This window comes from Variovorax boronicumulans, assembly GCF_030812215.1.
Taxonomy (GTDB): Bacteria; Pseudomonadota; Gammaproteobacteria; order Burkholderiales; family Burkholderiaceae_C; genus Variovorax; species Variovorax boronicumulans_C.
In genome coordinates this window covers 159,622-178,920 of sequence record NZ_JAUSSG010000013.1, presented here as the reverse complement: position 1 = coordinate 178,920, position 19,299 = coordinate 159,622, and the positions used below count along the sequence as shown (strand labels likewise).

The 19,299-nt window shown below is 63.1% G+C and carries 26 protein-coding genes and 1 tRNA gene; 20 read left to right on the top strand and 7 right to left on the bottom strand.

What is annotated here, in order from left to right; translation table 11 throughout:
- Nucleotides 1-179: 179 nt before the first annotated feature.
- The 18 genes from rplN (at nucleotide 180) to J2W23_RS28605 (ending at nucleotide 9,088) form a co-directional block, all read left to right on the top strand.
- Complete coding sequence (gene rplN, locus J2W23_RS28690) at nucleotides 180-548, top strand: 50S ribosomal protein L14 (protein WP_009124801.1); 369 nt, start codon at nucleotides 180-182, stop codon at nucleotides 546-548.
- A 13-nt stretch (nucleotides 549-561) separates the two neighbouring features.
- Nucleotides 562-894: a 50S ribosomal protein L24 gene (rplX, locus tag J2W23_RS28685; protein WP_056592808.1), complete on the top strand. Its 333-nt coding sequence runs from the start codon at nucleotides 562-564 to the stop codon at nucleotides 892-894.
- Nucleotides 895-905: 11 nt separating this feature from the next.
- Nucleotides 906-1,445: a 50S ribosomal protein L5 gene (rplE, locus tag J2W23_RS28680; protein WP_013544114.1), complete on the top strand. Its 540-nt coding sequence runs from the start codon at nucleotides 906-908 to the stop codon at nucleotides 1,443-1,445.
- Between the two features lie 8 nt (nucleotides 1,446-1,453).
- A complete protein-coding gene (rpsN, locus tag J2W23_RS28675; RefSeq protein WP_042577476.1) occupies nucleotides 1,454-1,759 on the top strand; it encodes a 30S ribosomal protein S14 in 306 nt (101 codons plus the stop codon).
- A 20-nt stretch (nucleotides 1,760-1,779) separates the two neighbouring features.
- Nucleotides 1,780-2,175 carry a 30S ribosomal protein S8 gene (rpsH, locus tag J2W23_RS28670; protein ID WP_062474816.1) on the top strand — a complete coding sequence of 132 codons (396 nt, stop codon included), beginning with the start codon at nucleotides 1,780-1,782 and terminating at the stop codon, nucleotides 2,173-2,175.
- A gap of 24 nt (nucleotides 2,176-2,199) precedes the next feature.
- Nucleotides 2,200-2,733 carry a 50S ribosomal protein L6 gene (rplF, locus tag J2W23_RS28665; RefSeq protein WP_176661731.1) on the top strand — a complete coding sequence of 178 codons (534 nt, stop codon included), beginning with the start codon at nucleotides 2,200-2,202 and terminating at the stop codon, nucleotides 2,731-2,733.
- A gap of 14 nt (nucleotides 2,734-2,747) precedes the next feature.
- Nucleotides 2,748-3,113 carry a 50S ribosomal protein L18 gene (gene rplR, locus J2W23_RS28660; RefSeq protein ID WP_176661871.1) on the top strand — a complete coding sequence of 122 codons (366 nt, stop codon included), beginning with the start codon at nucleotides 2,748-2,750 and terminating at the stop codon, nucleotides 3,111-3,113.
- 18 nt (nucleotides 3,114-3,131) lie between these two features.
- A complete protein-coding gene (rpsE, locus tag J2W23_RS28655; RefSeq protein ID WP_176661732.1) occupies nucleotides 3,132-3,650 on the top strand; it encodes a 30S ribosomal protein S5 in 519 nt (172 codons plus the stop codon).
- A gap of 25 nt (nucleotides 3,651-3,675) precedes the next feature.
- Nucleotides 3,676-3,861: a 50S ribosomal protein L30 gene (rpmD, locus tag J2W23_RS28650; RefSeq protein ID WP_009124818.1), complete on the top strand. Its 186-nt coding sequence runs from the start codon at nucleotides 3,676-3,678 to the stop codon at nucleotides 3,859-3,861.
- Between the two features lie 11 nt (nucleotides 3,862-3,872).
- Entirely contained in the window at nucleotides 3,873-4,304 is a 432-nt protein-coding gene (rplO, locus tag J2W23_RS28645) for a 50S ribosomal protein L15 (RefSeq protein ID WP_042577479.1), read from the top strand.
- 27 nt (nucleotides 4,305-4,331) lie between these two features.
- Nucleotides 4,332-5,645 carry a preprotein translocase subunit SecY gene (gene secY, locus J2W23_RS28640; RefSeq protein WP_176661733.1) on the top strand — a complete coding sequence of 438 codons (1,314 nt, stop codon included), beginning with the start codon at nucleotides 4,332-4,334 and terminating at the stop codon, nucleotides 5,643-5,645.
- A 66-nt stretch (nucleotides 5,646-5,711) separates the two neighbouring features.
- Nucleotides 5,712-5,825 carry a 50S ribosomal protein L36 gene (gene rpmJ, locus J2W23_RS28635; protein WP_013544106.1) on the top strand — a complete coding sequence of 38 codons (114 nt, stop codon included), beginning with the start codon at nucleotides 5,712-5,714 and terminating at the stop codon, nucleotides 5,823-5,825.
- Nucleotides 5,826-5,848: 23 nt separating this feature from the next.
- The gene (gene rpsM, locus J2W23_RS28630; protein ID WP_013544105.1) at nucleotides 5,849-6,214 is read left to right on the top strand and encodes a 30S ribosomal protein S13; all 366 of its coding nucleotides are present in this window, start codon (nucleotides 5,849-5,851) and stop codon (nucleotides 6,212-6,214) included.
- 12 nt (nucleotides 6,215-6,226) lie between these two features.
- Complete coding sequence (rpsK, locus tag J2W23_RS28625; RefSeq protein WP_009124825.1) at nucleotides 6,227-6,631, top strand: 30S ribosomal protein S11; 405 nt, start codon at nucleotides 6,227-6,229, stop codon at nucleotides 6,629-6,631.
- 128 nt (nucleotides 6,632-6,759) lie between these two features.
- Complete coding sequence (rpsD, locus tag J2W23_RS28620; protein ID WP_013544104.1) at nucleotides 6,760-7,383, top strand: 30S ribosomal protein S4; 624 nt, start codon at nucleotides 6,760-6,762, stop codon at nucleotides 7,381-7,383.
- Between the two features lie 139 nt (nucleotides 7,384-7,522).
- Complete coding sequence (locus J2W23_RS28615; protein WP_009124827.1) at nucleotides 7,523-8,512, top strand: DNA-directed RNA polymerase subunit alpha; 990 nt, start codon at nucleotides 7,523-7,525, stop codon at nucleotides 8,510-8,512.
- Nucleotides 8,513-8,594: 82 nt separating this feature from the next.
- On the top strand, nucleotides 8,595-8,993 hold the full coding sequence (gene rplQ, locus J2W23_RS28610) for a 50S ribosomal protein L17 (RefSeq protein ID WP_013544103.1): 399 nt from the start codon (nucleotides 8,595-8,597) through the stop codon (nucleotides 8,991-8,993).
- An 18-nt stretch (nucleotides 8,994-9,011) separates the two neighbouring features.
- Nucleotides 9,012-9,088 (top strand) — tRNA-Met (locus J2W23_RS28605).
- Nucleotides 9,089-9,194: 106 nt separating this feature from the next.
- On the opposite strand, the gene J2W23_RS28600 is transcribed toward J2W23_RS28605, so the two are convergent.
- On the bottom strand, nucleotides 9,195-9,842 hold the full coding sequence (locus J2W23_RS28600) for an HD domain-containing protein (protein WP_373424000.1): 648 nt from the start codon (nucleotides 9,840-9,842) through the stop codon (nucleotides 9,195-9,197).
- Nucleotides 9,843-9,962: 120 nt separating this feature from the next.
- On the opposite strand from J2W23_RS28600, the gene J2W23_RS28595 reads away from it, so the two are divergent.
- The gene (locus tag J2W23_RS28595) at nucleotides 9,963-10,937 is read left to right on the top strand and encodes a GlxA family transcriptional regulator (RefSeq protein ID WP_307651163.1); all 975 of its coding nucleotides are present in this window, start codon (nucleotides 9,963-9,965) and stop codon (nucleotides 10,935-10,937) included.
- A 24-nt stretch (nucleotides 10,938-10,961) separates the two neighbouring features.
- Here J2W23_RS28595 and J2W23_RS28590 read toward each other — a convergent pair whose 3' ends face one another.
- Genes J2W23_RS28590 through J2W23_RS28565 form a run of 6 tightly spaced genes read right to left on the bottom strand, consistent with a single transcriptional unit; the run spans nucleotide 10,962 to nucleotide 17,902 of the window.
- On the bottom strand, nucleotides 10,962-11,360 hold the full coding sequence (locus J2W23_RS28590) for a RidA family protein (protein WP_176661735.1): 399 nt from the start codon (nucleotides 11,358-11,360) through the stop codon (nucleotides 10,962-10,964).
- Nucleotides 11,357-12,982 (bottom strand): AMP-binding protein, encoded by a 1,626-nt coding sequence (locus J2W23_RS28585; RefSeq protein WP_307651162.1) that lies wholly within the window; start codon nucleotides 12,980-12,982, stop codon nucleotides 11,357-11,359. Before J2W23_RS28585 ends, J2W23_RS28590 begins: the two co-directional genes overlap by 4 nt.
- A gap of 5 nt (nucleotides 12,983-12,987) precedes the next feature.
- Nucleotides 12,988-14,181 carry an acyl-CoA dehydrogenase family protein gene (locus J2W23_RS28580; RefSeq protein WP_307651161.1) on the bottom strand — a complete coding sequence of 398 codons (1,194 nt, stop codon included), beginning with the start codon at nucleotides 14,179-14,181 and terminating at the stop codon, nucleotides 12,988-12,990.
- A gap of 4 nt (nucleotides 14,182-14,185) precedes the next feature.
- Nucleotides 14,186-15,040: an enoyl-CoA hydratase family protein gene (locus J2W23_RS28575; RefSeq protein ID WP_176661738.1), complete on the bottom strand. Its 855-nt coding sequence runs from the start codon at nucleotides 15,038-15,040 to the stop codon at nucleotides 14,186-14,188.
- On the bottom strand, nucleotides 15,037-15,516 hold the full coding sequence (locus tag J2W23_RS28570; RefSeq protein WP_176661739.1) for a MarR family winged helix-turn-helix transcriptional regulator: 480 nt from the start codon (nucleotides 15,514-15,516) through the stop codon (nucleotides 15,037-15,039). Before J2W23_RS28570 ends, J2W23_RS28575 begins: the two co-directional genes overlap by 4 nt.
- Nucleotide 15,517: 1 nt before the next feature.
- Nucleotides 15,518-17,902 (bottom strand): bifunctional salicylyl-CoA 5-hydroxylase/oxidoreductase, encoded by a 2,385-nt coding sequence (locus J2W23_RS28565; protein WP_307651160.1) that lies wholly within the window; start codon nucleotides 17,900-17,902, stop codon nucleotides 15,518-15,520.
- 114 nt (nucleotides 17,903-18,016) lie between these two features.
- On the opposite strand from J2W23_RS28565, the gene J2W23_RS28560 reads away from it, so the two are divergent.
- A complete protein-coding gene (locus tag J2W23_RS28560; RefSeq protein WP_176661741.1) occupies nucleotides 18,017-19,288 on the top strand; it encodes an SAM-dependent methyltransferase in 1,272 nt (423 codons plus the stop codon).
- Nucleotides 19,289-19,299: the final 11 nt, after the last annotated feature.

The following is a 19,299-nucleotide window of genomic DNA, read 5'->3' as shown; positions in this document are numbered from 1 at the left end:
CGGTCGGTTGACATCGGCAGAAGTGCCTGCAATAATCGCGGGCTTCGCTTCCAAAAGGCGAAGCTTTCAGCCCAAAGCGGAAGTGCCTCGAGTGGTTCGAGGTGCCAACGACGGGCCCAAGACTGACCGCGGTGTCTCCCTCCTGGAGGCTCATCGGTACAAGTTGGGAATATCAAGAAATGATCCAAACTGAATCCCGGCTCGAAGTGGCCGACAACACAGGCGCGAAATCCGTCCTGTGTATCAAGGTGCTCGGTGGCTCCAAGCGGCGTTACGCCAGCGTGGGCGACGTCATCAAGGTCAGCATCAAGGAAGCCGCTCCGCGTGGTCGCGTCAAGAAGGGCGAGATCTACAGTGCAGTGGTGGTCCGCACCGCCAAGGGCATCCGTCGCGCCGACGGCTCGCTCGTCAAGTTCGACGGCAACGCAGCAGTGTTGCTCAACGCCAAGCTGGAGCCCATCGGCACCCGCATCTTCGGACCGGTCACGCGCGAGCTGCGCACCGAGAAGTTCATGAAGATCGTGTCGCTGGCACCCGAAGTTCTGTAAGGACAACAACGCCATGAACAAGATTCGCAAAGGCGACCAGGTCATCGTGTTGGCCGGTCGTGACAAGGGCAAGCGCGGCACCGTCTCGCTTCGCAAGGACGACTCGCATGTCGTCATCGAAGGCCTGAACCTCGTCAAGAAGCACACCAAGCCGAACCCGCTCAAGGGTACGACCGGTGGCATCGTCGAGAAGTCCATGCCCATTCACCAATCCAATGTGGCGATCTTCAATGCCGCGACCGGCAAGGCCGATCGCGTGGGCATCAAGATCACCCAGGGTGCTGACGGCAAGCGCGTGGCTGTTCGCGTCTTCAAGTCCAGCGGCGACGAAATCAAGTTCGCCTAAGAGGTACTCACATGGCACGTCTCCAACAACACTATCGCGAAAAGATCGCGAAAGACCTGACGGAAAAGTTCGGCTACAAGTCGCCGATGCAGGTCCCCCGCCTCACCAAGATCACCCTGAACATGGGTGTGGGTGAAGCAGTCGCCGACAAGAAGGTTCTCGACAACGCTGTCGCCGACCTGACCAAGATCGCCGGCCAGAAGCCCGTGGTCACCAAGTCGAAGAAGGCTATCGCCGGTTTCAAGATCCGCGAAAACCAGCCGATCGGCTGCATGGTCACGCTGCGTGGCGTGCAGATGTATGAGTTCCTGGACCGTTTCGTGACCATCGCGCTGCCGCGTGTTCGCGACTTCCGCGGCATTTCTGGCCGTGCGTTCGATGGCCGTGGCAACTACAACATCGGCGTCAAGGAACAGATCATTTTTCCTGAGATCGAGTACGACAAGGTCGATGCCCTGCGCGGTCTCAATATCAGCATCACGACGACGGCCAAGACCGACGAAGAAGCCAAGGCGCTTCTCGCTGGCTTCCGTTTCCCGTTCAAGAACTGAGGTGATCTGTGGCTAAAGCATCTTTGATCCAGCGCGAACTCAAGCGCGACAAGCTGGTTGCCAAGTTCGCTGCGAAGCACGCGGAACTGAAGGCAATTTCCAACGACGTGAAGAAGAGCGACGAAGAGCGCGCTGCTGCCCGCCTGGGCCTGCAGAAGCTCCCGCGCAACGCGAACCCCACGCGTCAGCGCAACCGCTGTGAAATCACCGGTCGCCCCCGTGGCACCTTCCGTCAATTCGGTCTGGCCCGCGCCAAGATCCGCGAACTGGCTTTCAACGGCGACATCCCCGGTGTCACCAAGGCCAGCTGGTAAGCCAGGCAGGAGCAAACAACATGAGCATGAGTGATCCCATTGCCGACCTGCTGACGCGTATCCGTAACGCGCAGATGGTGGCGAAGCCCACCGTGTCGGTCCCGTCTTCGAAGGTGAAGATCGCGATCGCACAAGTCCTCAAGGACGAGGGCTACATCGACGGCTTCCAGGTCAAGACCGAAGCCGGCAAGAGCGAACTTGAAATCTCGCTGAAGTACTACGCTGGCCGTCCGGTCATCGAGCGCATTGAGCGCGTGAGCCGCCCCGGCCTGCGTGTCTACAAGGCCAGCACTTCCATTCCGCAAGTCCAGAACGGCCTCGGCGTTGCGATCGTCACGACCCCCAAGGGCGTGATGACCGACCGCAAGGCACGCGCTACCGGTGTCGGTGGCGAAGTTCTGTGCTACGTCGCCTAACCGAGACATCGAGGAGTCACTGAAATGTCCCGAGTAGGAAAAATGCCGGTCACCATCCCCGCAGGCGTGGATGTGTCGATCAAGGAAGACCAGATCAGCGTCAAGGGCACGGGCGGCACGCTCAACCTTGCACGCAACCCCCTGGTCAAGGTCGTCAGCAATGACGGCAAGCTGAGCTTCGAGCCCGCCAACGAATCGCGTGAAGCGAATGCGATGAGCGGCACGATCCGTCAGTTGGTGAACAACATGGTGGTTGGCGTGACCAAGGGCTTCGAGAAGAAGCTCAACCTGGTCGGCGTCGGCTACAAGGCCGCAGCGTCCAACAACAAGTTGAACCTGCAAGTCGGTTATTCGCACCCGGTCAACATCGACATGCCGCAAGGCATCACGGTGGCCACCGCGACCCCGACCGAAATCGTGATCAAGGGTGCTGACCGTCAGCGCGTTGGTCAAATCGCCGCTGAGATCCGCGCTGTTCGTCCGCCTGAGCCTTACAAGGGCAAGGGCATCCGTTATTCGGACGAGAAGATCGTGATCAAAGAGACCAAGAAGAAGTAAGGGGCAGCAAAATGATGTTGACCAAAAAAGCACAGCGTCTTCGCCGCTCGCGCCAGACCCGCATCCGCATCGCGACGCAGGGTGTGGCCCGTCTGACGGTGAACCGCACCAACCTGCACATCTATGCCACCGTCATCTCCGACGACGGTACCAAGGTGATCGCAACCGCATCGACGGCCGAAGCCGAAGTGCGGGCCTCGCTCGGCGGCTCGGGCAAGGGTGGCAATGCCGCCGCAGCCATCGCCATCGGCAAGCGCATCGCTGAAAAGGCGAAGGCTGCCGGCGTCGAGAAGGTTGCTTTCGATCGCGCAGGTTTCGCCTACCACGGCCGCGTCAAGGCGCTGGCCGAGGCAGCCCGCGAAGCCGGTCTGCAGTTCTAATCGGACACGAGATTCAAAATGGCAAAGATTCAAGCAAGAACGCAGAACGAAGGTCCTGAGGACGGTTTGCGCGAGAAGATGATCGCGATCAACCGCGTCACCAAGGTGGTGAAGGGTGGTCGTATCCTCGGTTTCGCAGCACTGACCGTGGTCGGCGATGGCGATGGCCGCGTCGGCATGGGCAAGGGCAAGTCCAAGGAAGTGCCCGCTGCAGTGCAGAAGGCGATGGAAGAAGCCCGTCGCAACCTGTTCAAGGCCCCGATCAAGAACGGCACGCTGCATCACCAGGTGCAAGGTCACCACGGCGCCTCCACGGTCGTGATGTACCCGGCTCCCAAGGGTACCGGCATCATCGCCGGCGGCCCGATGCGCGCCGTGTTCGAAGTGATGGGCATCACCGACATCGTGGCCAAGAGCCATGGTTCGTCGAACCCCTACAACATGGTTCGCGCCACGCTCGACGGGTTGAAGAACTCGACGACCGCGTCCTCAGTGGCTGCCAAGCGTGGCCTGACTGTCGAAGAAATCTTCGCTTAAGCGCAAGCCTGAAAGAAGCATTCAAATGACGACGCAACAACAAACCCTCAAGGTGCAATTGGTCAAGAGCCCGATTGGCACCAAGGAATCGCATCGCGCGACCGTGCGTGGCCTCGGCCTGCGCAAGCTCAACAGCGTGAGCGAGCTGCAGGACACCCCGGCGGTGCGCGGCATGATCAACAAGATCAGTTATCTGGTCAAAGTTCTGTAAGAGAGACTGATATGGAACTCAATGGCATCAAGCCGGCAGCCGGCGCCAAGCACGCCAAGCGCCGCGTTGGCCGCGGTATCGGCTCGGGCATCGGCAAGACCGCAGGTCGCGGTCACAAGGGCCAGAAGTCGCGTGCTGGTGGCTTCCACAAGGTTGGTTTCGAAGGCGGCCAGATGCCGCTGCAACGTCGCCTGCCCAAGCGTGGTTTCAAGTCGCACCTGCTGAAGTTCAACGCCGAAGTCACGCTGACTGCTCTCGAGCAGCTCGGCCTGGCCGAAGTGGATGTCTTGGCGCTGAAGCAAGCCGGCCTCGTGGGCCAGCTCGCCAAGGTCGTCAAGATCGTCAAGACCGGTGAACTCACCAAGGCCGTCAAGCTGACGGGCGTGGGTGCAACGGCTGGCGCCAAGGCTGCAATCGAAGCAGCCGGCGGCAGCGTCGCCTGATCACCATCGGACTGAAAGAAGTTCTTCGTGGCAACTAACGCGGCAACGATCGCAAAAACAGGCAAGTTCGGCGACCTTCGTCGTCGGCTCGTCTTTTTGCTGCTCGCGCTCGTGGTCTACCGGATTGGCGCGCACATTCCTGTGCCGGGTATCAACCCGGACCAGCTGGCCGCGCTCTTCCAGGGCCAGCAGGGCGGCATTCTGAGCCTGTTCAACATGTTCTCGGGCGGGGCGCTGTCGCGTTTCACCGTGTTCGCGTTGGGGATCATGCCGTACATCTCGGCGTCGATCATCATGCAGCTGATGACCTACGTGCTTCCGACCTTCGAGCAATTGAAGAAGGAAGGCGAGGCCGGCCGCCGCAAGATCACGCAGTACACGCGCTACGGCGCGCTGGGCTTGGCTCTGTTCCAGTCGTTCAGCATTGCAGTGGCTCTCGAATCGTCGGCCGGTCTGGTGATCGCCCCCGGTTTCGGCTTCCGCATCACCGCGATGGTGAGCCTGACCGCAGGTTCGATGTTCCTGATGTGGCTCGGCGAGCAGATCACCGAACGTGGCTTGGGCAACGGCATCTCGATCCTGATCTTTGCAGGTATCGCGGCAGGTTTGCCGAGTGCTGTGGCAGGTCTTGGTTCGCTGGTGACCACCGGTGCGATGAATCCGATCGTTGCGCTCTTCATCATCGCGGTCGTGGTGCTGGTCACCTACTTCGTGGTGTTCGTCGAACGCGGCCAGCGCAAGATCCTCGTGAACTATGCGCGGCGCCAGGTCGGCAACAAGGTCTATGGCGGCCAGTCGTCGCACCTGCCCTTGAAGCTGAACATGGCTGGCGTGATCCCGCCGATCTTTGCCTCATCGATCATCCTGCTGCCGGCAACGGTGGTCGGCTGGTTCAGTACCGGTGAAGGCGGTTTCCGCTGGATCAAGGACATCGCCAACGCGCTGCGTCCGGGCGAGCCGATCTACGTGCTGCTGTACGCTGCCGCGATCGTTTTCTTCTGCTTCTTCTACACGGCACTCGTGTTCAACAGCAAGGAAACGGCCGACAACCTGAAGAAGAGTGGTGCATTCATTCCTGGCATTCGCCCGGGTGACCAGACCGCTCGCTATATCGACAAGATTCTGGTTCGCCTGACGTTGGCTGGCGCGGTGTACATCACCTTCGTCTGCCTGCTGCCCGAGTTCCTGATCCTGAAGTACAACGTGCCGTTCTACTTCGGTGGTACCTCCCTGCTGATCATCGTGGTCGTCACGATGGACTTCATGGCCCAGGTGCAAAACTACATGATGTCCCAGCAGTACGAATCGCTGCTGAAGAAGGCGAACTTCAAGACATCGTAGGGCTGTGAGCTTCAGTATCGAGATCGGGCGGTAGTCCGCCACGTTAAACAGTTTTAGGAGAATGAAATGAGAGTTTCGGCTTCGGTCAAAACCATCTGCCGTAATTGCAAGGTCATCCGCCGTAAAGGTGTGGTGCGTGTGATTTGCACCGACCCGCGCCACAAGCAGCGCCAGGGTTGATTGAAGAGTATTAGAGGACGCACATGGCACGTATTGCTGGCATCAACATCCCGCCGCACAAGCACGCTGAAATCGGCCTGACCGCCATTTTCGGTATCGGTCGCACCCGCGCCCGTCAAATCTGCGAAGCGAGCGGCATCGAATATTCGAAGAAGATCAAGGATCTGACCGACGCCGATCTCGAGAAGATCCGCGATCAGATCGCTCTGTTCACGATCGAAGGCGATCTGCGTCGCGAGACGACGATGAACATCAAGCGTTTGATGGACATCGGCTGCTATCGCGGCTTCCGTCACCGTCGCGGCCTGCCGATGCGCGGCCAGCGCACGCGCACCAATGCTCGCACCCGCAAGGGTCCGCGCAAGGCTGCGCAGTCCCTGAAGAAATAAGGATAGACCAGCATGGCTAAAGCACCTGCAAACAACGCCGCACAGCGCGTTCGCAAGAAGGTTCGCAAGAACGTTGCGGACGGTATCGCCCACGTGCATGCCTCGTTCAACAACACCATCATCACGATCACCGATCGCCAGGGCAACGCTCTGTCGTGGGCTTCGTCGGGTGGCCAGGGCTTCAAGGGCTCGCGCAAGTCGACCCCGTTCGCTGCGCAGGTCGCTTCCGAAGTGGCCGGCCGTGCTGCTGTCGAACAAGGTATCAAGAACCTCGACGTCGAGATCAAGGGCCCGGGCCCCGGTCGCGAATCGTCGGTGCGCGCACTGGCTGCGCTCGGCATCCGGATCAATTCCATTGCCGACGTGACGCCCGTTCCGCACAACGGCTGCCGTCCCCAGAAGCGTCGCCGCATCTGATCGTCAGTCCGCAAGGCGCAGCCAGCTTTCGAGCGGCTGCGCATTTGTTTTTTAACTAAGCCCACCGCCATCAGCGTTTCGCCGATGGCTCCCGCAGGCAACTGCGGCAGATACACAAAGGAATACTCGTGGCACGCTACCTCGGCCCCAAGGCCAAACTTTCCCGCCGTGAAGGCACCGACCTGTTCCTGAAGAGCGCCCGTCGTTCGATTCAAGACAAGGCCAAGTTCGATTCCAAGCCAGGCCAGCACGGTCGCACTTCGGGTCAGCGCACCTCGGACTATGGTCTGCAACTGCGTGAAAAGCAGAAGGTCAAGCGCATGTACGGCGTGCTGGAAAAGCAATTCCGCCGCTACTTCGAAGAAGCCGACCGCCGCCGTGGCAATACCGGCGCCAACCTGCTGTTCATTCTCGAATCGCGCCTGGACAACGTCGTCTACCGCATGGGCTTCGGCTCGACCCGCGCTGAAGCACGTCAACTCGTGTCGCACAAGGCGATCACGGTGAACGGCCAGTCGGTCAACATCCCGTCGTACCTGGTCAAGACCGGTGACGTGATCGCCGTGCGCGACAAGTCCAAGAAGCAGACCCGCATTGCCGAAGCGCTCCAGCTGGCCCAGCAAGTCGGTATCCCGGCTTGGGTCGAAGTGAACGCCGACAAGGCCGAAGGTACCTTCAAGAAGGTGCCCGATCGCGACGAATTCGCAGCCGACATCAACGAATCGCTGATCGTCGAACTGTATTCGCGTTGATTTTTTTGTTCCCGCGCACCTCGCGTGTGCGGGCAACAAGTTTTTGTTGTTCACGTTCCTGCCCCGTGCTTCGTTGCGGGTCAGGTGCTTCACCAGCCTTACCGGTGTAACGAGCCGGGGGTATTGAGAGGAAGTCTGCATGCAAACCACCCTGCTGAAACCCAAGACCATCCAGGTCGAGCAACTTGCCGCCAACAAGGCCAAGGTGACGCTCGAGCCTTTCGAGCGCGGCTACGGCCACACGCTCGGCAACGCGCTGCGTCGCGTTCTGCTGTCGTCCATGGTCGGCTACTCGGCCACCGAAGTCACGATCGCTGGCGTTCTGCATGAGTACTCGTCGATCGACGGCGTGCAGGAAGATGTCGTCAACATCCTTCTGAATCTCAAGGGCGTGGTGTTCAAGCTCCACAACCGCGACGAAGTCACGCTGAGCCTGCGCAAGGACGGCGAAGGCCCGGTCCTGGCGTCGGACATCCAGACCCCGCACGACGTGGAAATCATCAACCCTGACCACGTGATCGCGCACCTGTCGCAAGGCGGCAAGCTCGACATGCAGATCAAGGTCGAAAAGGGTCGCGGTTATGTGCCCGGCACGATGCGCCGCTACGCCGACGAGCCGACCAAGTCGATTGGCCGCATCGTCCTCGACGCGTCGTTCTCGCCTGTCAAGCGCGTGAGCTACACGGTCGAGAGCGCCCGTGTCGAACAACGTACCGACCTGGACAAGCTCCTGGTCGAGATCGAAACCAACGGTGCCATCACCGCTGAAGATGCGGTTCGCGCCTCGGCTAAAATCCTCGTCGAGCAGCTCGCGGTGTTCGCACAGCTGGAAGGCGGCGAACTGGCTGCATTCGATGCACCGGCACCGCGCAGCGCACAGCAATTCGATCCGATCCTGCTGCGCCCTGTCGACGAGCTCGAGCTCACCGTGCGTTCGGCCAACTGCCTGAAGGCCGAAAATATCTACTACATCGGTGACCTGATCCAGCGCACCGAGAACGAGTTGCTCAAGACCCCGAACCTGGGTCGCAAGTCGCTCAACGAAATCAAGGAAGTCCTCGCTTCGCGCGGCCTGACCTTGGGTATGAAGCTTGAAAGCTGGCCGCCAGCCGGTCTCGACAAGCGTTGATTTTTGAATTGAGCCCCTGAGGGCTCGTGCCCAGGCAGTGCCTGATACGGCTGCCTGTTTAATAAAGTAAAGGAAAAGCACCATGCGTCACGGACACGGACTTCGCAAACTCAACCGCACCAGCTCGCATCGCCTGGCGATGCTGCAGAACATGATGAATTCGCTCATCGAGCATGAAGTCATCAAGACCACGGTCCCCAAGGCCAAGGAACTGCGTCGCGTCATCGAACCGATGATCACGCTCGCCAAGAAGCCCACGCTCGCCAACAAGCGCCTGGCCTTCGACCGCCTGCGCGACCGTGACAGCGTCGTCAAGCTCTTCGCCGATCTGGGCCCGCGTTTCGCGGCACGTCCGGGCGGCTACACGCGCATCCTGAAAATGGGCTTCCGCGTGGGCGACAACGCGCCGATGGCTCTGGTCGAACTGGTCGACCGTCCTGAAATTAAAGAAGCAGATGCCGAGCAAGGCGCTGCAGAATAAGTTATAATTCCATCTTGCCGCGCGATGGAGCAGCCTGGTAGCTCGTTGGGCTCATAACCCAAAGGTCGCAAGTTCAAATCTTGCTCGCGCAACCAATTTAAAAGGCCCTTTGAATTTCAAAGGGCCTTTTTTCTTTGGTCGGTGAATTGAATAAATCGAGCCCTCGCAACGAGGGCTTTTTTATTTCTCCAGCCCCCGATTTCAGCCGTGCCAGGCTGAGCAGCGAATCACGCTGCAGAAATTGCCGCGATGGAAATGCGGCTCCTTGTCCGCGATCACATCGGCCTTCACGTTGCCGAAGGTGGTCTCCGGCTTGTGTTTGAGGCCGTCGTAGAAGGCCTGGATGATGTCTTCCTTGAAGTGCTCGGTGCGCGGGTGCGCATGCACGACCTGTGTGCGCTCGGCTTCGCTGTACTCCGGATAGGTCAGTCCCAGCACGTCCATCTCGACGCCGGCCGTCACCAGTGCCACGACCGGGTGCATATGTTGTGGAATTCCGGGCGTCGTGTGGAGCGCGATCGCGGTCCAGACGAGGTCGACGTCCTGCTGCGAGATCCCGTGACCACGCAGGAAATCGCGTGCCACGTTCGCCCCATCGACCTCGAAGCGCTCGTTCGCGCTGCTGTGCGCCTTCACCAGGCCCATGTCGTGGAACATCGCGCCCGCATAGAGCAGCTCCGGGTCGAAGGTCAGGCCGCGGTGCTTGCCGGCCAGTGCGCCGAAGTAGTAAACCCGGCTGGAGTGGTGAAACAGCAGCGGGGGCGCCGTGTCGCGGACCAGTTCGGTGATTTCGCCCGCGAGCTTGCTGTCGGGGATGCGGACCCCTTCGATCGTTGTCGTCAAAGCCATGTGGACTTCTCCTGTGAGTGTGAGAACAACTTTAGGAGTGGGCTACATTGTCTCCAACAGACGTGAAGCGGCAATTTCTGCCATTGCGCCGACGAAAGAGACGCAGAGAAACAACCAGCCATGCGCACCACCAAGACCATCGCGATCCTCGCCATGCCCGGCGTTCAGCTGCTGGACGTCTCCGGTCCGCTCGACGTGTTCGCCGAGGCGAACGTGCAGGCGCGCACCGAGGCCTACCGGCTGCGGGTCATCGCGAGCCAGCCGGGCCCGATCCGCAGTTCGTCGGGCGTGCGGCTCATGCCCGATGCTGTCATCGGCGAGGACATCGGTGAGCCGATTCACACGCTCCTGGTGGCGGGCACGCCGCACGCTGCGGGCGCAGCGACCAACCTCGACGTCACCGCATGGCTGCGCCAACTCACACCCAAGGCGCGCCGTTTCGGTTCGGTCTGCAGCGGCGCCTTCGTGCTGGCGCAGGCAGGGTTGCTCGACGGCAGGCGAGTCACGACGCACTGGGCGGTGGCCGATCAGCTTGCAGAAGCCTTCCCCGCCGTGCAGGTCGATGCCGATGCGATCCACGTGCGCGATGGCCGCTTGCGCACGGCGGCCGGCGTGACCGCAGGCCTTGACCTGTCGCTCGCGCTCGTCGAGGAAGATCTTGGCCGCGAGATCGCCATGAAAGTCGCCGCCCAGCTCGTGATGTTCTTTAAGCGCCCGGGTGGCCAGATGCAATTCAGCCGCAAGGGCGAAGCCGCGCCCATGGGTCGATCAGCCTTGCAGGAAGTGCAGCGCTGGATCGCGGCGAACCCTGCGGAAGACCACAGCGTCGCTCACCTTGCCGGACGCATGAGCCTGAGCCCTCGCCACTTCGCACGGCTCTTCATGCAAGAGGTCGGAGCTACGCCAGCGGCTTGGGTGGAAGGCGTTCGTGTTTCCGCCGCGCGCCGCCTGCTCGAGGCCGGGGATGCTGCGCCGAAACAGGTGGCGGCCCGATGCGGATTTGCCGATGCCGACACGTTGCGGCGCGCGTTCCAGCGTCAGATCGGCATCACGCCGGCGGAGTACCGCAAGCGCTACGCGCACGCCGTCGACTGACGACGGCGTGGCGAAGAAAAACGATCAGTCCGGAATGACCGCCGTGACTTCGATCTCGACCTTCGCGCGATGCTCCACCAGCGCGGCCACCTGCACGCAGGTCATCGCCGGAAAGTTGCGCCCCATTGCATCGCGATAGACCGGACCGAGCTCGGCGAGCCGGCGGCTGTATTCGTCGCGGTCGGTCACATACCAGGTCATGCGCACCATGTGCTCCGGGCCCGCGCCGCCCGCGCGCAGCACTTCGACGATGTTGCGCAGCGCGAGGCCGCACTGCTCGATGAAGTCGTCCGACTCGAATTGCTGCTGCGCATTCCAGCCGATCTGGCCGCCGACGAACAGCATGGTGCCGCGCGCGGCGACGCCGTTCGCATAGCCCTTCGGAGGCAACCAGCCCTCGGGCTGCAGGAGTTTGTTGATCATGGTGTGCTGTTGTTGAGTTGTCTCAGTTTGAATCGCTGGAGCTTGCCGGTTTCCGTGCGCGGCAGCGTGGCCACGAATTCGATCTCACGCGGGTATTTGAACGGCGCGATGCTGGCCTTCACATGGTCCTGCAGCGCCTTTACCAGGGCCGCATCGCCTTCGTTGCCGGGCTTGAGCACGCAGAAAGCTTTCACGATCATGCCGCGGTCGGCATCGGGCTTGCCGATCACGCCGCACTCGGCCACCGCGGGGTGCTTGAGCAGGGCGTCCTCGACCTCTGGGCCGCCGACGTTGTAGCCGGCCGTGATGATCATGTCGTCGGCGCGGGCCTGGTAGAAGAAATAGCCGTCGTCGTCCTGCACGAACGAATCACCGGGATAGTTCCAGCCGTTCTTCACGTAGTCGGCCTGGCGCGGATCGTCCAGGTACCGGCAGCCGACCGGCCCCTGCAACGCGAGCTTGCCGACGGTGCCGTGCGGCACCTCGTTGCCCTTGTCGTCCACCACCTTCGCGGTGAAGCCGGGCACCGCCTTGCCGACGGCACCCTTGCGCACGTCACTGCCCGCTGCGGAGATGTAGATGTGAAACACCTCGGTGCCGCCGATGCCGTCGAGCATCTCGATGCCTGTGGCTTCCTTCCAGAGCTGGCGCGTCGCGTCCGGCAAAGCTTCGCCCGCGCTCACGCTGATGCGCAGGCTCGGCATGCCGTGCTGCCGAACGAAAGGCGCCATCTGGCGGTAGAACGTGGGCGCCGTGTAGCAGATGGTCGCACCGACCTCGTTGATGAGCTTCACCAGCCCCTCGGGCGTGAACGGTGCATCGGCGAAATACACCGAGGCACCGGCCCACATCGGGAACACCAGCAAGCCGCCGAGCCCGAAGGTGAAGGCCAGCGGCGGCGAGCCCACCACGATGTCGTCGCTGCGCGCCTTGAGCACATGGCGTGGCCAGGTCTCGCACATCGCGAGCACGTCGCGGTGCGTGGTGACGGGCGCCTTGGGCTTGCCCGTGGTACCTGATGTGAATGCGAGCAATGCGATGTCGTCGGCCGCGGTAGGGCATGCAGTGAACACACCGCTCTTGCCTGCGGCGCGTGCGGAGAGCGAGTCCACCGCATCGGGCTTGTTGAATGCGATGACTGTCGCGAGCACCGGGTGCTCCTTCTGCGCGATCACCAACTCATCGAGCAGACGTCCGTCGCACAACGCGGCAACAGGGCGCGCCTTCTCGATGATCTCGCCGAGTTCCTTCGCGCGCAGCAACGGCATCGTCGCTACCGCGATCAACCCGGCCTTCACCACCGCGAGCCACGCGAGCGCCATCGCCACCGAGTTGCCGCCTCGCAGCAGCACGCGGTTGCCGGGCACGAGCCCGAGGTCCTCCGTCAGCACCTGCGCGATGCGATTGACTTCGACCGCGGCCTGGTTGTACGTGAGCGTGCCGGCTGGCGAGCGCAGCATCGGCTTGCCGCCGAAGCCCTTGGCGTCGGCCTTGTCCAGCAGCTCCTCCACGAGGTTCAACTGGTCGGGCAGCTGCAGCTCGGGCAGGTCGTAGCGAAAGACCGGCAACTGCTCGGCAGGCGGCAGGCGGTCGTGAACGAAGCGGTCGACTTGGGCAGACACGGTATTTATCCCCGCAGAACGGATTTGCCAATGATCAGTTGTTGGACTTCCGTCGCGCCTTCGTAGATGCGCAGCGAGCGGATGTCGCGGTAGAGGCTTTCAATCTTCGTGCCAACCTTCACGCCGAGGCCGCCGTGCATCTGCAGTGCCATGTCGATCACGCGGCTTGCGTTTTCGGTGGCGCACATCTTGGCCATCGCGGCGGCGGCGGAGACATCGCCCACTGCCGCTGCACCACGTTGCTCGGCATCGTCGCGCATCCAGGCGGCGCGGTAAGTGAGCAATGCGGCGCTGTCGATCAGCGCGGCCATCTCGCCGAGCTTGGCCTGCGTGAGCTGGAAGTCCGCGAGCGTCTGGCCGAACATGCGGCGACCCTTCGCGTGTGCGATGGCTTCGGCGAGTGCGCGACGTCCCATGCCGAGTGCGGCCGCAGCCACCGATGCTCGGAAGATGTCGAGCGTGCGCATCGCGAGCTTGAAGCCGCCGTTGAGTTCACCGAGCTGCGCCGTGCGCGGCACCACGCAGTTCTCGAAGTGCAGCGTGGCGAGCGGGTGCGGCGCCATCACGTCGATGTGCTCGGAAGTGTCGAGGCCGGGCGTGGTCGCATCGACGATGAAGACGGTGATGCCGCGCGTGCCGCCGGTTGGATCGGTCTTCGCGAACACACAGTAGAAGTCGGCGATGCCGCCGTTGCTGATCCAGGTTTTCTCGCCGTTCAGCAGCCAGCCGTCGGCCGTGGGTTCGGCGCGCATGGCCATCGCGGCGACGTCGGAACCGGCATCGGGTTCGCTCAGTGCGAAGGCCGCGATCTTCTCGCCCTTGCCGACCGCCGTGAGGTATTGCGATTGCTGCTCGGGCGTGCCGGTGAGCGTGATCGCGCCGCTGCCCAGCCCCTGCATCGCAAAGGCGAAGTCGGCGAGCGGCGAGTGGTAGCCGAGCGTCTCGCGCAGCAGCACGAGTGCACGCGAATCGAGGCGATCCAACGCGCCGCCCGCGCTGCCGGGCACGGCGTAACGCAGCCAGCCGCCGTCGCCGAGGCGGCGCACCCATTCGCGGCAGGCCGCGCGGTCGTCGCGCTCGTCGATCTCCTGCGCTGCGCACCACGGCAGCAGGTCACGTGCGAGCGAGCGATGGGCTTCATCGAAGAACGGCAGCGCGAGATGCGCTGTCGAAGGCGGTGCCGGGATCTTCGTCATCATGGCTTCAGTCCCCACCGAACACCGGCTTGCGCTTCGCAGCGAAGGCTTCATAGGCGCGCTTGAAGTCTTCGGTCTGCATGCAGATCGCCTGTGCCTGTGCTTCTGCCTCGATGGCCTGGTCGATGGTCATCGACCATTCCTGCGCCAGCATTGTCTTGGTCATGCCGTGCGCGAAGCTCGGGCCTTCGGCCAGTTCGCGCGCCATCTTGGTGGCGGCCTCGAGCAGTGCATCGCTTTCGTGCAACGCGTTGAAGAAGCCCCAGGCGTGGCCTTCCTGCGCCGTCATTGCGCGGCCGGTAAAGAGCAGTTCCGATGCGCGGCCCTGACCGATCACGCGCGGCAGCAATGCGCAGGCACCCATGTCCGCGCCGGCAAGGCCCACGCGGGTGAAGAGGAATGCGGTGCGCGTGGCCGGCGAGCCGTAGCGCAGGTCGCAGGCCAGCGCGATCATCGCGCCGGCACCGGCGCACACGCCATCGATGGCACCCACGATCGGTTGCGGACAAGCGCGGATCGCCTTCACCAGGTCGCCCGTCATGCGCGTGAACTCCAGCAGCTCGGGCATGCGCATGCCGGTGAGCGGGCCGATGATTTCATGCACGTCGCCGCCCGAGCAGAAGTTGCCGCCTGCGCCGGTGACGACGATGGCCTTCACGTCGGTCGCGTAGTTCAACGCGCGGAACAGGTCGCGCAGTTCGGCGTACGAATCGAAGGTGAGCGGGTTCTTGCGCTCAGGGCGGTTCAGCGTGACGGTGCCGACGCCGGCCTCGTAGCTCCATGCAAAGTGCTCGGCCTTGTAGGCTGCCTTTGCTTCGAATTGCGCGCGCATGGGATTGCCTGCGCCGATGTAGTGCTTCATTCGGTCTCCGCCATCAATTGGTTGTGTGAGTGCTGCTTCACCTTGCCGAGCAGCTTGTGCAACTGCGCGATCTCCTTGCCCGTCAGGCCCGCGAAGGCCCCGACGATCCAGTCTTCGTGCTGTTGCGCCATGTCGTTGAAGAGCTTGCGTCCGCGTGCCGTGAGGCGCACGCGCCAGGCGCGGCGGTCGCCCTCGACGTTGATGCGCTCGACCAGCCCTTCGGTCACGAGCTGGTCGGTGATGCCGGTGACGTTGCCGCCCGTCACCATCATCCGGCGCGAGAGCTCGTTCATCTTGAGGCCGTCGGGCGAGCGCTCGAGTTGCGACATCAGGTCGAAGCGCGGCAGCGTGGTCGCGAACTGCGAGCGCAGTTCGTTGCGCACCTGCTTCTCGATGAGCTGGGTGCAGGTGAGCAACCGCAGCCAGAGCCGCAAGGCTTCGGGGTGTTCGCTGTGCGCGCGCGCTTCGAGGTCCATGTCAGTGTGTCTCCTCGGTGTTCTGCGCCGCCAGTGCCGCATTCGTGGCCGCGGCGATTTGCTGCTGCTTGGCGATCTCGCGGTACATCTGGTCGCGGCCGCTCAGGTACTGCTTGGGCCAGTCGACGTCGCGGCTCTGCAGCTTGGCGGCTTCGTGCAGCGTCCACGCGGGGTCCGCGAGGTGCGGGCGCGCGATGGCGCAGAGGTCCGCGCGGCCGGCTGCGATGATGCTGTTGGCCTGGTCCGCATCGGTGATCGCGCCCACGGCGATGGTCGAGATGCCGACCTCGTTGCGGATGCGATCGGAGAACGGCGTCTGGTACATGCGGCCGTAGACGGGCTTGGCGGCGCGCGTGGTCTGGCCCGAGGACACGTCGATGAAATCGGCTCCGGCTTCCTTGAAGAGTCGTGCGACGATGACTGCGTCCGCATCGGTGTTGCCGCCGGGCGCCCAGTCGTGCGCGGAAATGCGCACGCTCATCGGCTTGTCTTGCGGCCACACGGCGCGCATCGCGCGGAACACTTCGAGCGGGTAGCGGCAGCGCGCTTCGATGTCGCCGCCGTATTCATCGGTGCGCTGGTTGGTGAGCGGGCTGATGAAGGCCGACAGCAGATAGCCGTGCGCGCAATGCAGTTCGAGCCAGTCGAAGCCGCATTCGACGGCGCGTCGCGTGGAGTCGACGAACTGGTCGCGCAGCGTGTCCATCTCGGCGCGCGTGATGGCAGCCGGCAATTGGTTCTGCTCGCCGTAGGGCAATGCGCTGGCGCCGAGCAGCGGCCAGTTGCCGTCTTCGAGCGGTTCGTCGGTGCCTTCCCAGCCGACGCGCGTCGAACCCTTGGGGCCGCTGTGGCCGAGCTGCATCGCGATCCTCGCGCTCGATTGCGTGTGCACAAAATCGACGATGCGCCTGAAGGCCGCTTGCTGCGCGTCGTTGTAGAGGCCGGTGCAGGCCGGCGTGATGCGGCCTTCGGGCGTCGGGCTCGTCATTTCGACGAACACCATCGCGGCGCCGCCGAGCGCGCGTGCGCCCAGATGCACCAGCAGGAAGTCTTGCGGCACGCCGTCGACCGCGCTGTAGGTCGCCATCGGTGAGACCAGGATGCGGTTCTTCAGCGTGAGCCCGCGCACCTTGTAGGGCATGAGCATCGGCGCCATCGCCTTGCCGCCCGCGAGCCATTGCTCGTAGCCGCCGAGCCATTGCGTGTCGCGCACGCGCAGGTTCTCGTGGCTGATGCGCTGCGAGCGCGTGAGGAGCGAGTAGGCGAATTGCTCGATCTGCATGCCGGTGTAGCGCGGCACGTTTTCGAACCACTCGGTGGAGTTGCGCGCGGCGTTCTGGATCTTCAGCACCTCGACACTGCGGCGTGCCTCATAGCCTTCGAGCACATGGTCGACGGTGCCGCCCTGCTCGAACTCGTTCGCGAGGTCGATCGCGTCTTCAAGCGCGAGCTTGGTGCCCGAGCCGATCGAGAAGTGTGCCGTGTGCGCGGCGTCGCCCATCAGCACGACGGGCACCGAGCGGCCTTCGACGTCGATGCGGTGCGTCCAGCGTTCGCACACCACGCGCGGGAAGCGGATCCAGTTGGCCGAGCCGCGCAGGTGCGTGGCGTTGCTGATGAGCGAGTGGCCGCCGAGGTACTTGGCGAACAGCTTCTCGCAGAAGGCGATGGCCTCGGGCTGCTCCATCTGGTCGAGGCCGTGCGCCTTCCACACAGCCTCGGGTGTCTCCACGATGAAGGTCGAGGTCTTGTCGTCGAACTGGTAGGCATGCGCCTGGAACCAGCCGTGCTCGGTCTGTTCGAAGGCGAAGGTGAAGGCGTCGAAGGTCTGGTGCGTGCCGAGCCACACGAAGCGGCAGTTGCGCAGGTCGACATCGGGCTTGAACACATCGGCATAGCGCTGGCGGATGCGGCTGTTGAGGCCGTCGCTCGCGATCACGAGGTCGGCCTTGTACTGCGCGGCGATCGCCTGGTCGTCGGTGGCGTCGGTTTCGAACACGAGGTCGACACCCAGTGCGAGGCAACGTTCTTGAAGGATGTTGAGCAGGCGTTTGCGCCCGATGCCGCAGAAGCCGTGGCCGCCGGAACGCACCTGGCGGCCCTTGAAGAAGACCTGGATGTCGTCCCAGTGATGGAACTCGTTGCCGATCAGCGCCGCAGTCTCGGCATCTGCCGCCTTGAGGTTGCCCAGCGTCTGATCACTCAACACCACGCCCCAGCCGAAGGTGTCGAAGGGCCTGTTGCGCTCCACGACCGTGATCTGTAGCGCGGGGTTGCGCGCTTTCATCAACAGCGCGAAATACAAGCCCGCCGGACCGCCGCCGATGCACAGGATGCGCTGGAGGTCCGAGGCGGGAGCGGGTTGGAGCGGACTGAGGCTGTTCATGATTGAATAGTTTAGGCATAAACGATTTGCTGTCAATCCGGGTTTGGCAACGGCCCGCGGCGGGACCGCGCGGCAGGGATGCAAACACTTGCAAAAATCAATACCATGGGCCCCATGCAAAACTTGATACCCAAAATCGAGTCGCAGCTGGCTTCGCTGCCTGTTCCCATCGCGCTGGAGCTGCCGGATGGCCGGCGCGTTGCCCAGGCGGGAGCCCGCGTCACGCTGGCCTTCAAGGAGTGGGCGGTGCTGGCCAAGCTGGCCGCCCGACAGGTGGGGGCCATCGGAGAGGCCTATGTCGAGGGCAAGGTGCAGATCGAGGGCGCCATGCGCGACCTGATCGATGCCACCGTCGGCATGCTGCCCGGCAACCCGGCCGAAACCGACACCGGTTGGTGGAGCCGCCTGCAGCGCCGGGCCAAGTCGCACGGCTCGCATTCGCTGCGCAAGGACGCGGCGCAGATCGAGTTCCACTACGACGTCTCGGACGACTTCTACGCGCTGTGGCTCGATGCGCGCCGCGTCTATTCATGCGCCTACTTCCGCACGCCCGACCTCACGCTGGCAGAGGCGCAGGAAGCCAAGCTCGACCACATCTGCAAGAAGCTCATGCTGCAGCCCGGCGAGCGCTACCTGGACATCGGCTCCGGCTGGGGCGCACTGCTCCTGTGGGCGGCCGAGCACTACGGCGTCGATGCGACCGGCATCACGCTGTCGAAGAACCAGCATGCCTACGTGCAACGCCTCATTGAAGAGAAAGGCCTGCAGGGCCGCGTGCGCGTCGAGCTGCGCGACTACCGCGAGCTCTCGGCCGAACAGCCCTTCGACAAGATCTCCTCGGTCGGCATGTTCGAGCATGTGGGTGCGGCCAACATGCCGACCTACTTCCGCAAGATCCATTCGCTCCTCAAGCCCGGCGGCCTGGTTATGAACCACGGCATCACATCTGGCGAACTCAACTACCGCCAGCTAGGCGCGGGCATGGGCGATTTCATCGAGAAGTACATTTTCCCCGGCGGCGAGCTGCTGCACGTGACGCACGTGCTGCGCGAGACCGCGGCCGCGGGCCTGGAGATGGTCGACACCGAGAGCCTGCGTCCGCACTATGCGCGCACGCTCTGGGCCTGGTCCGACGCCCTCGAGGCGCAACTCGACGCGGCGCGCGAGGTGCTGCAGCGCAGCGGCGGCCGCCAGGCCGAAAACGCCGAGCGCGTGCTGCGTGCCTACCGCCTGTACCTCGCGGGCTCGGCCATGAGTTTCGAGCAGGGATGGATCTCCTTGCATCAGATGTTGTCGACAAAGCCTGACGGCAACGTAGGGCGCGCAGGCGTCTTGCGCGGCGCGCAATCGGTGTACCCTTTTGCCCGTGACTACATCTACAAGTGAGTGAACACAAC

Bases quoted from the DNA above. Each gene is read 5' to 3' on its own strand.
- rplN (WP_009124801.1), top strand. From the start codon at position 180: ATGATCCAAACTGAATCCCGGCTCGAAGTGGCCGACAACACAGGCGCG.
- rplX (WP_056592808.1), top strand. From the start codon at position 562: ATGAACAAGATTCGCAAAGGCGACCAGGTCATCGTGTTGGCCGGTCGT.
- rplE (WP_013544114.1), top strand. From the start codon at position 906: ATGGCACGTCTCCAACAACACTATCGCGAAAAGATCGCGAAAGACCTG.
- rpsH (WP_062474816.1), top strand. From the start codon at position 1,780: ATGAGCATGAGTGATCCCATTGCCGACCTGCTGACGCGTATCCGTAAC.
- rplF (WP_176661731.1), top strand. From the start codon at position 2,200: ATGTCCCGAGTAGGAAAAATGCCGGTCACCATCCCCGCAGGCGTGGAT.
- rplR (WP_176661871.1), top strand. From the start codon at position 2,748: ATGTTGACCAAAAAAGCACAGCGTCTTCGCCGCTCGCGCCAGACCCGC.
- rpsE (WP_176661732.1), top strand. From the start codon at position 3,132: ATGGCAAAGATTCAAGCAAGAACGCAGAACGAAGGTCCTGAGGACGGT.
- rpmD (WP_009124818.1), top strand. From the start codon at position 3,676: ATGACGACGCAACAACAAACCCTCAAGGTGCAATTGGTCAAGAGCCCG.
- rplO (WP_042577479.1), top strand. From the start codon at position 3,873: ATGGAACTCAATGGCATCAAGCCGGCAGCCGGCGCCAAGCACGCCAAG.
- rpmJ (WP_013544106.1), top strand. From the start codon at position 5,712: ATGAGAGTTTCGGCTTCGGTCAAAACCATCTGCCGTAATTGCAAGGTC.
- rpsM (WP_013544105.1), top strand. From the start codon at position 5,849: ATGGCACGTATTGCTGGCATCAACATCCCGCCGCACAAGCACGCTGAA.
- rpsK (WP_009124825.1), top strand. From the start codon at position 6,227: ATGGCTAAAGCACCTGCAAACAACGCCGCACAGCGCGTTCGCAAGAAG.
- J2W23_RS28615 (WP_009124827.1), top strand. From the start codon at position 7,523: ATGCAAACCACCCTGCTGAAACCCAAGACCATCCAGGTCGAGCAACTT.
- rplQ (WP_013544103.1), top strand. From the start codon at position 8,595: ATGCGTCACGGACACGGACTTCGCAAACTCAACCGCACCAGCTCGCAT.
- J2W23_RS28600 (WP_373424000.1), bottom strand. From the start codon at position 9,842: ATGGCTTTGACGACAACGATCGAAGGGGTCCGCATCCCCGACAGCAAG.
- J2W23_RS28595 (WP_307651163.1), top strand. From the start codon at position 9,963: ATGCGCACCACCAAGACCATCGCGATCCTCGCCATGCCCGGCGTTCAG.
- J2W23_RS28590 (WP_176661735.1), bottom strand. From the start codon at position 11,360: ATGATCAACAAACTCCTGCAGCCCGAGGGCTGGTTGCCTCCGAAGGGC.
- J2W23_RS28580 (WP_307651161.1), bottom strand. From the start codon at position 14,181: ATGATGACGAAGATCCCGGCACCGCCTTCGACAGCGCATCTCGCGCTG.
- J2W23_RS28575 (WP_176661738.1), bottom strand. From the start codon at position 15,040: ATGAAGCACTACATCGGCGCAGGCAATCCCATGCGCGCGCAATTCGAA.
- J2W23_RS28570 (WP_176661739.1), bottom strand. From the start codon at position 15,516: ATGGACCTCGAAGCGCGCGCGCACAGCGAACACCCCGAAGCCTTGCGG.
- J2W23_RS28565 (WP_307651160.1), bottom strand. From the start codon at position 17,902: ATGAACAGCCTCAGTCCGCTCCAACCCGCTCCCGCCTCGGACCTCCAG.
- J2W23_RS28560 (WP_176661741.1), top strand. From the start codon at position 18,017: ATGCAAAACTTGATACCCAAAATCGAGTCGCAGCTGGCTTCGCTGCCT.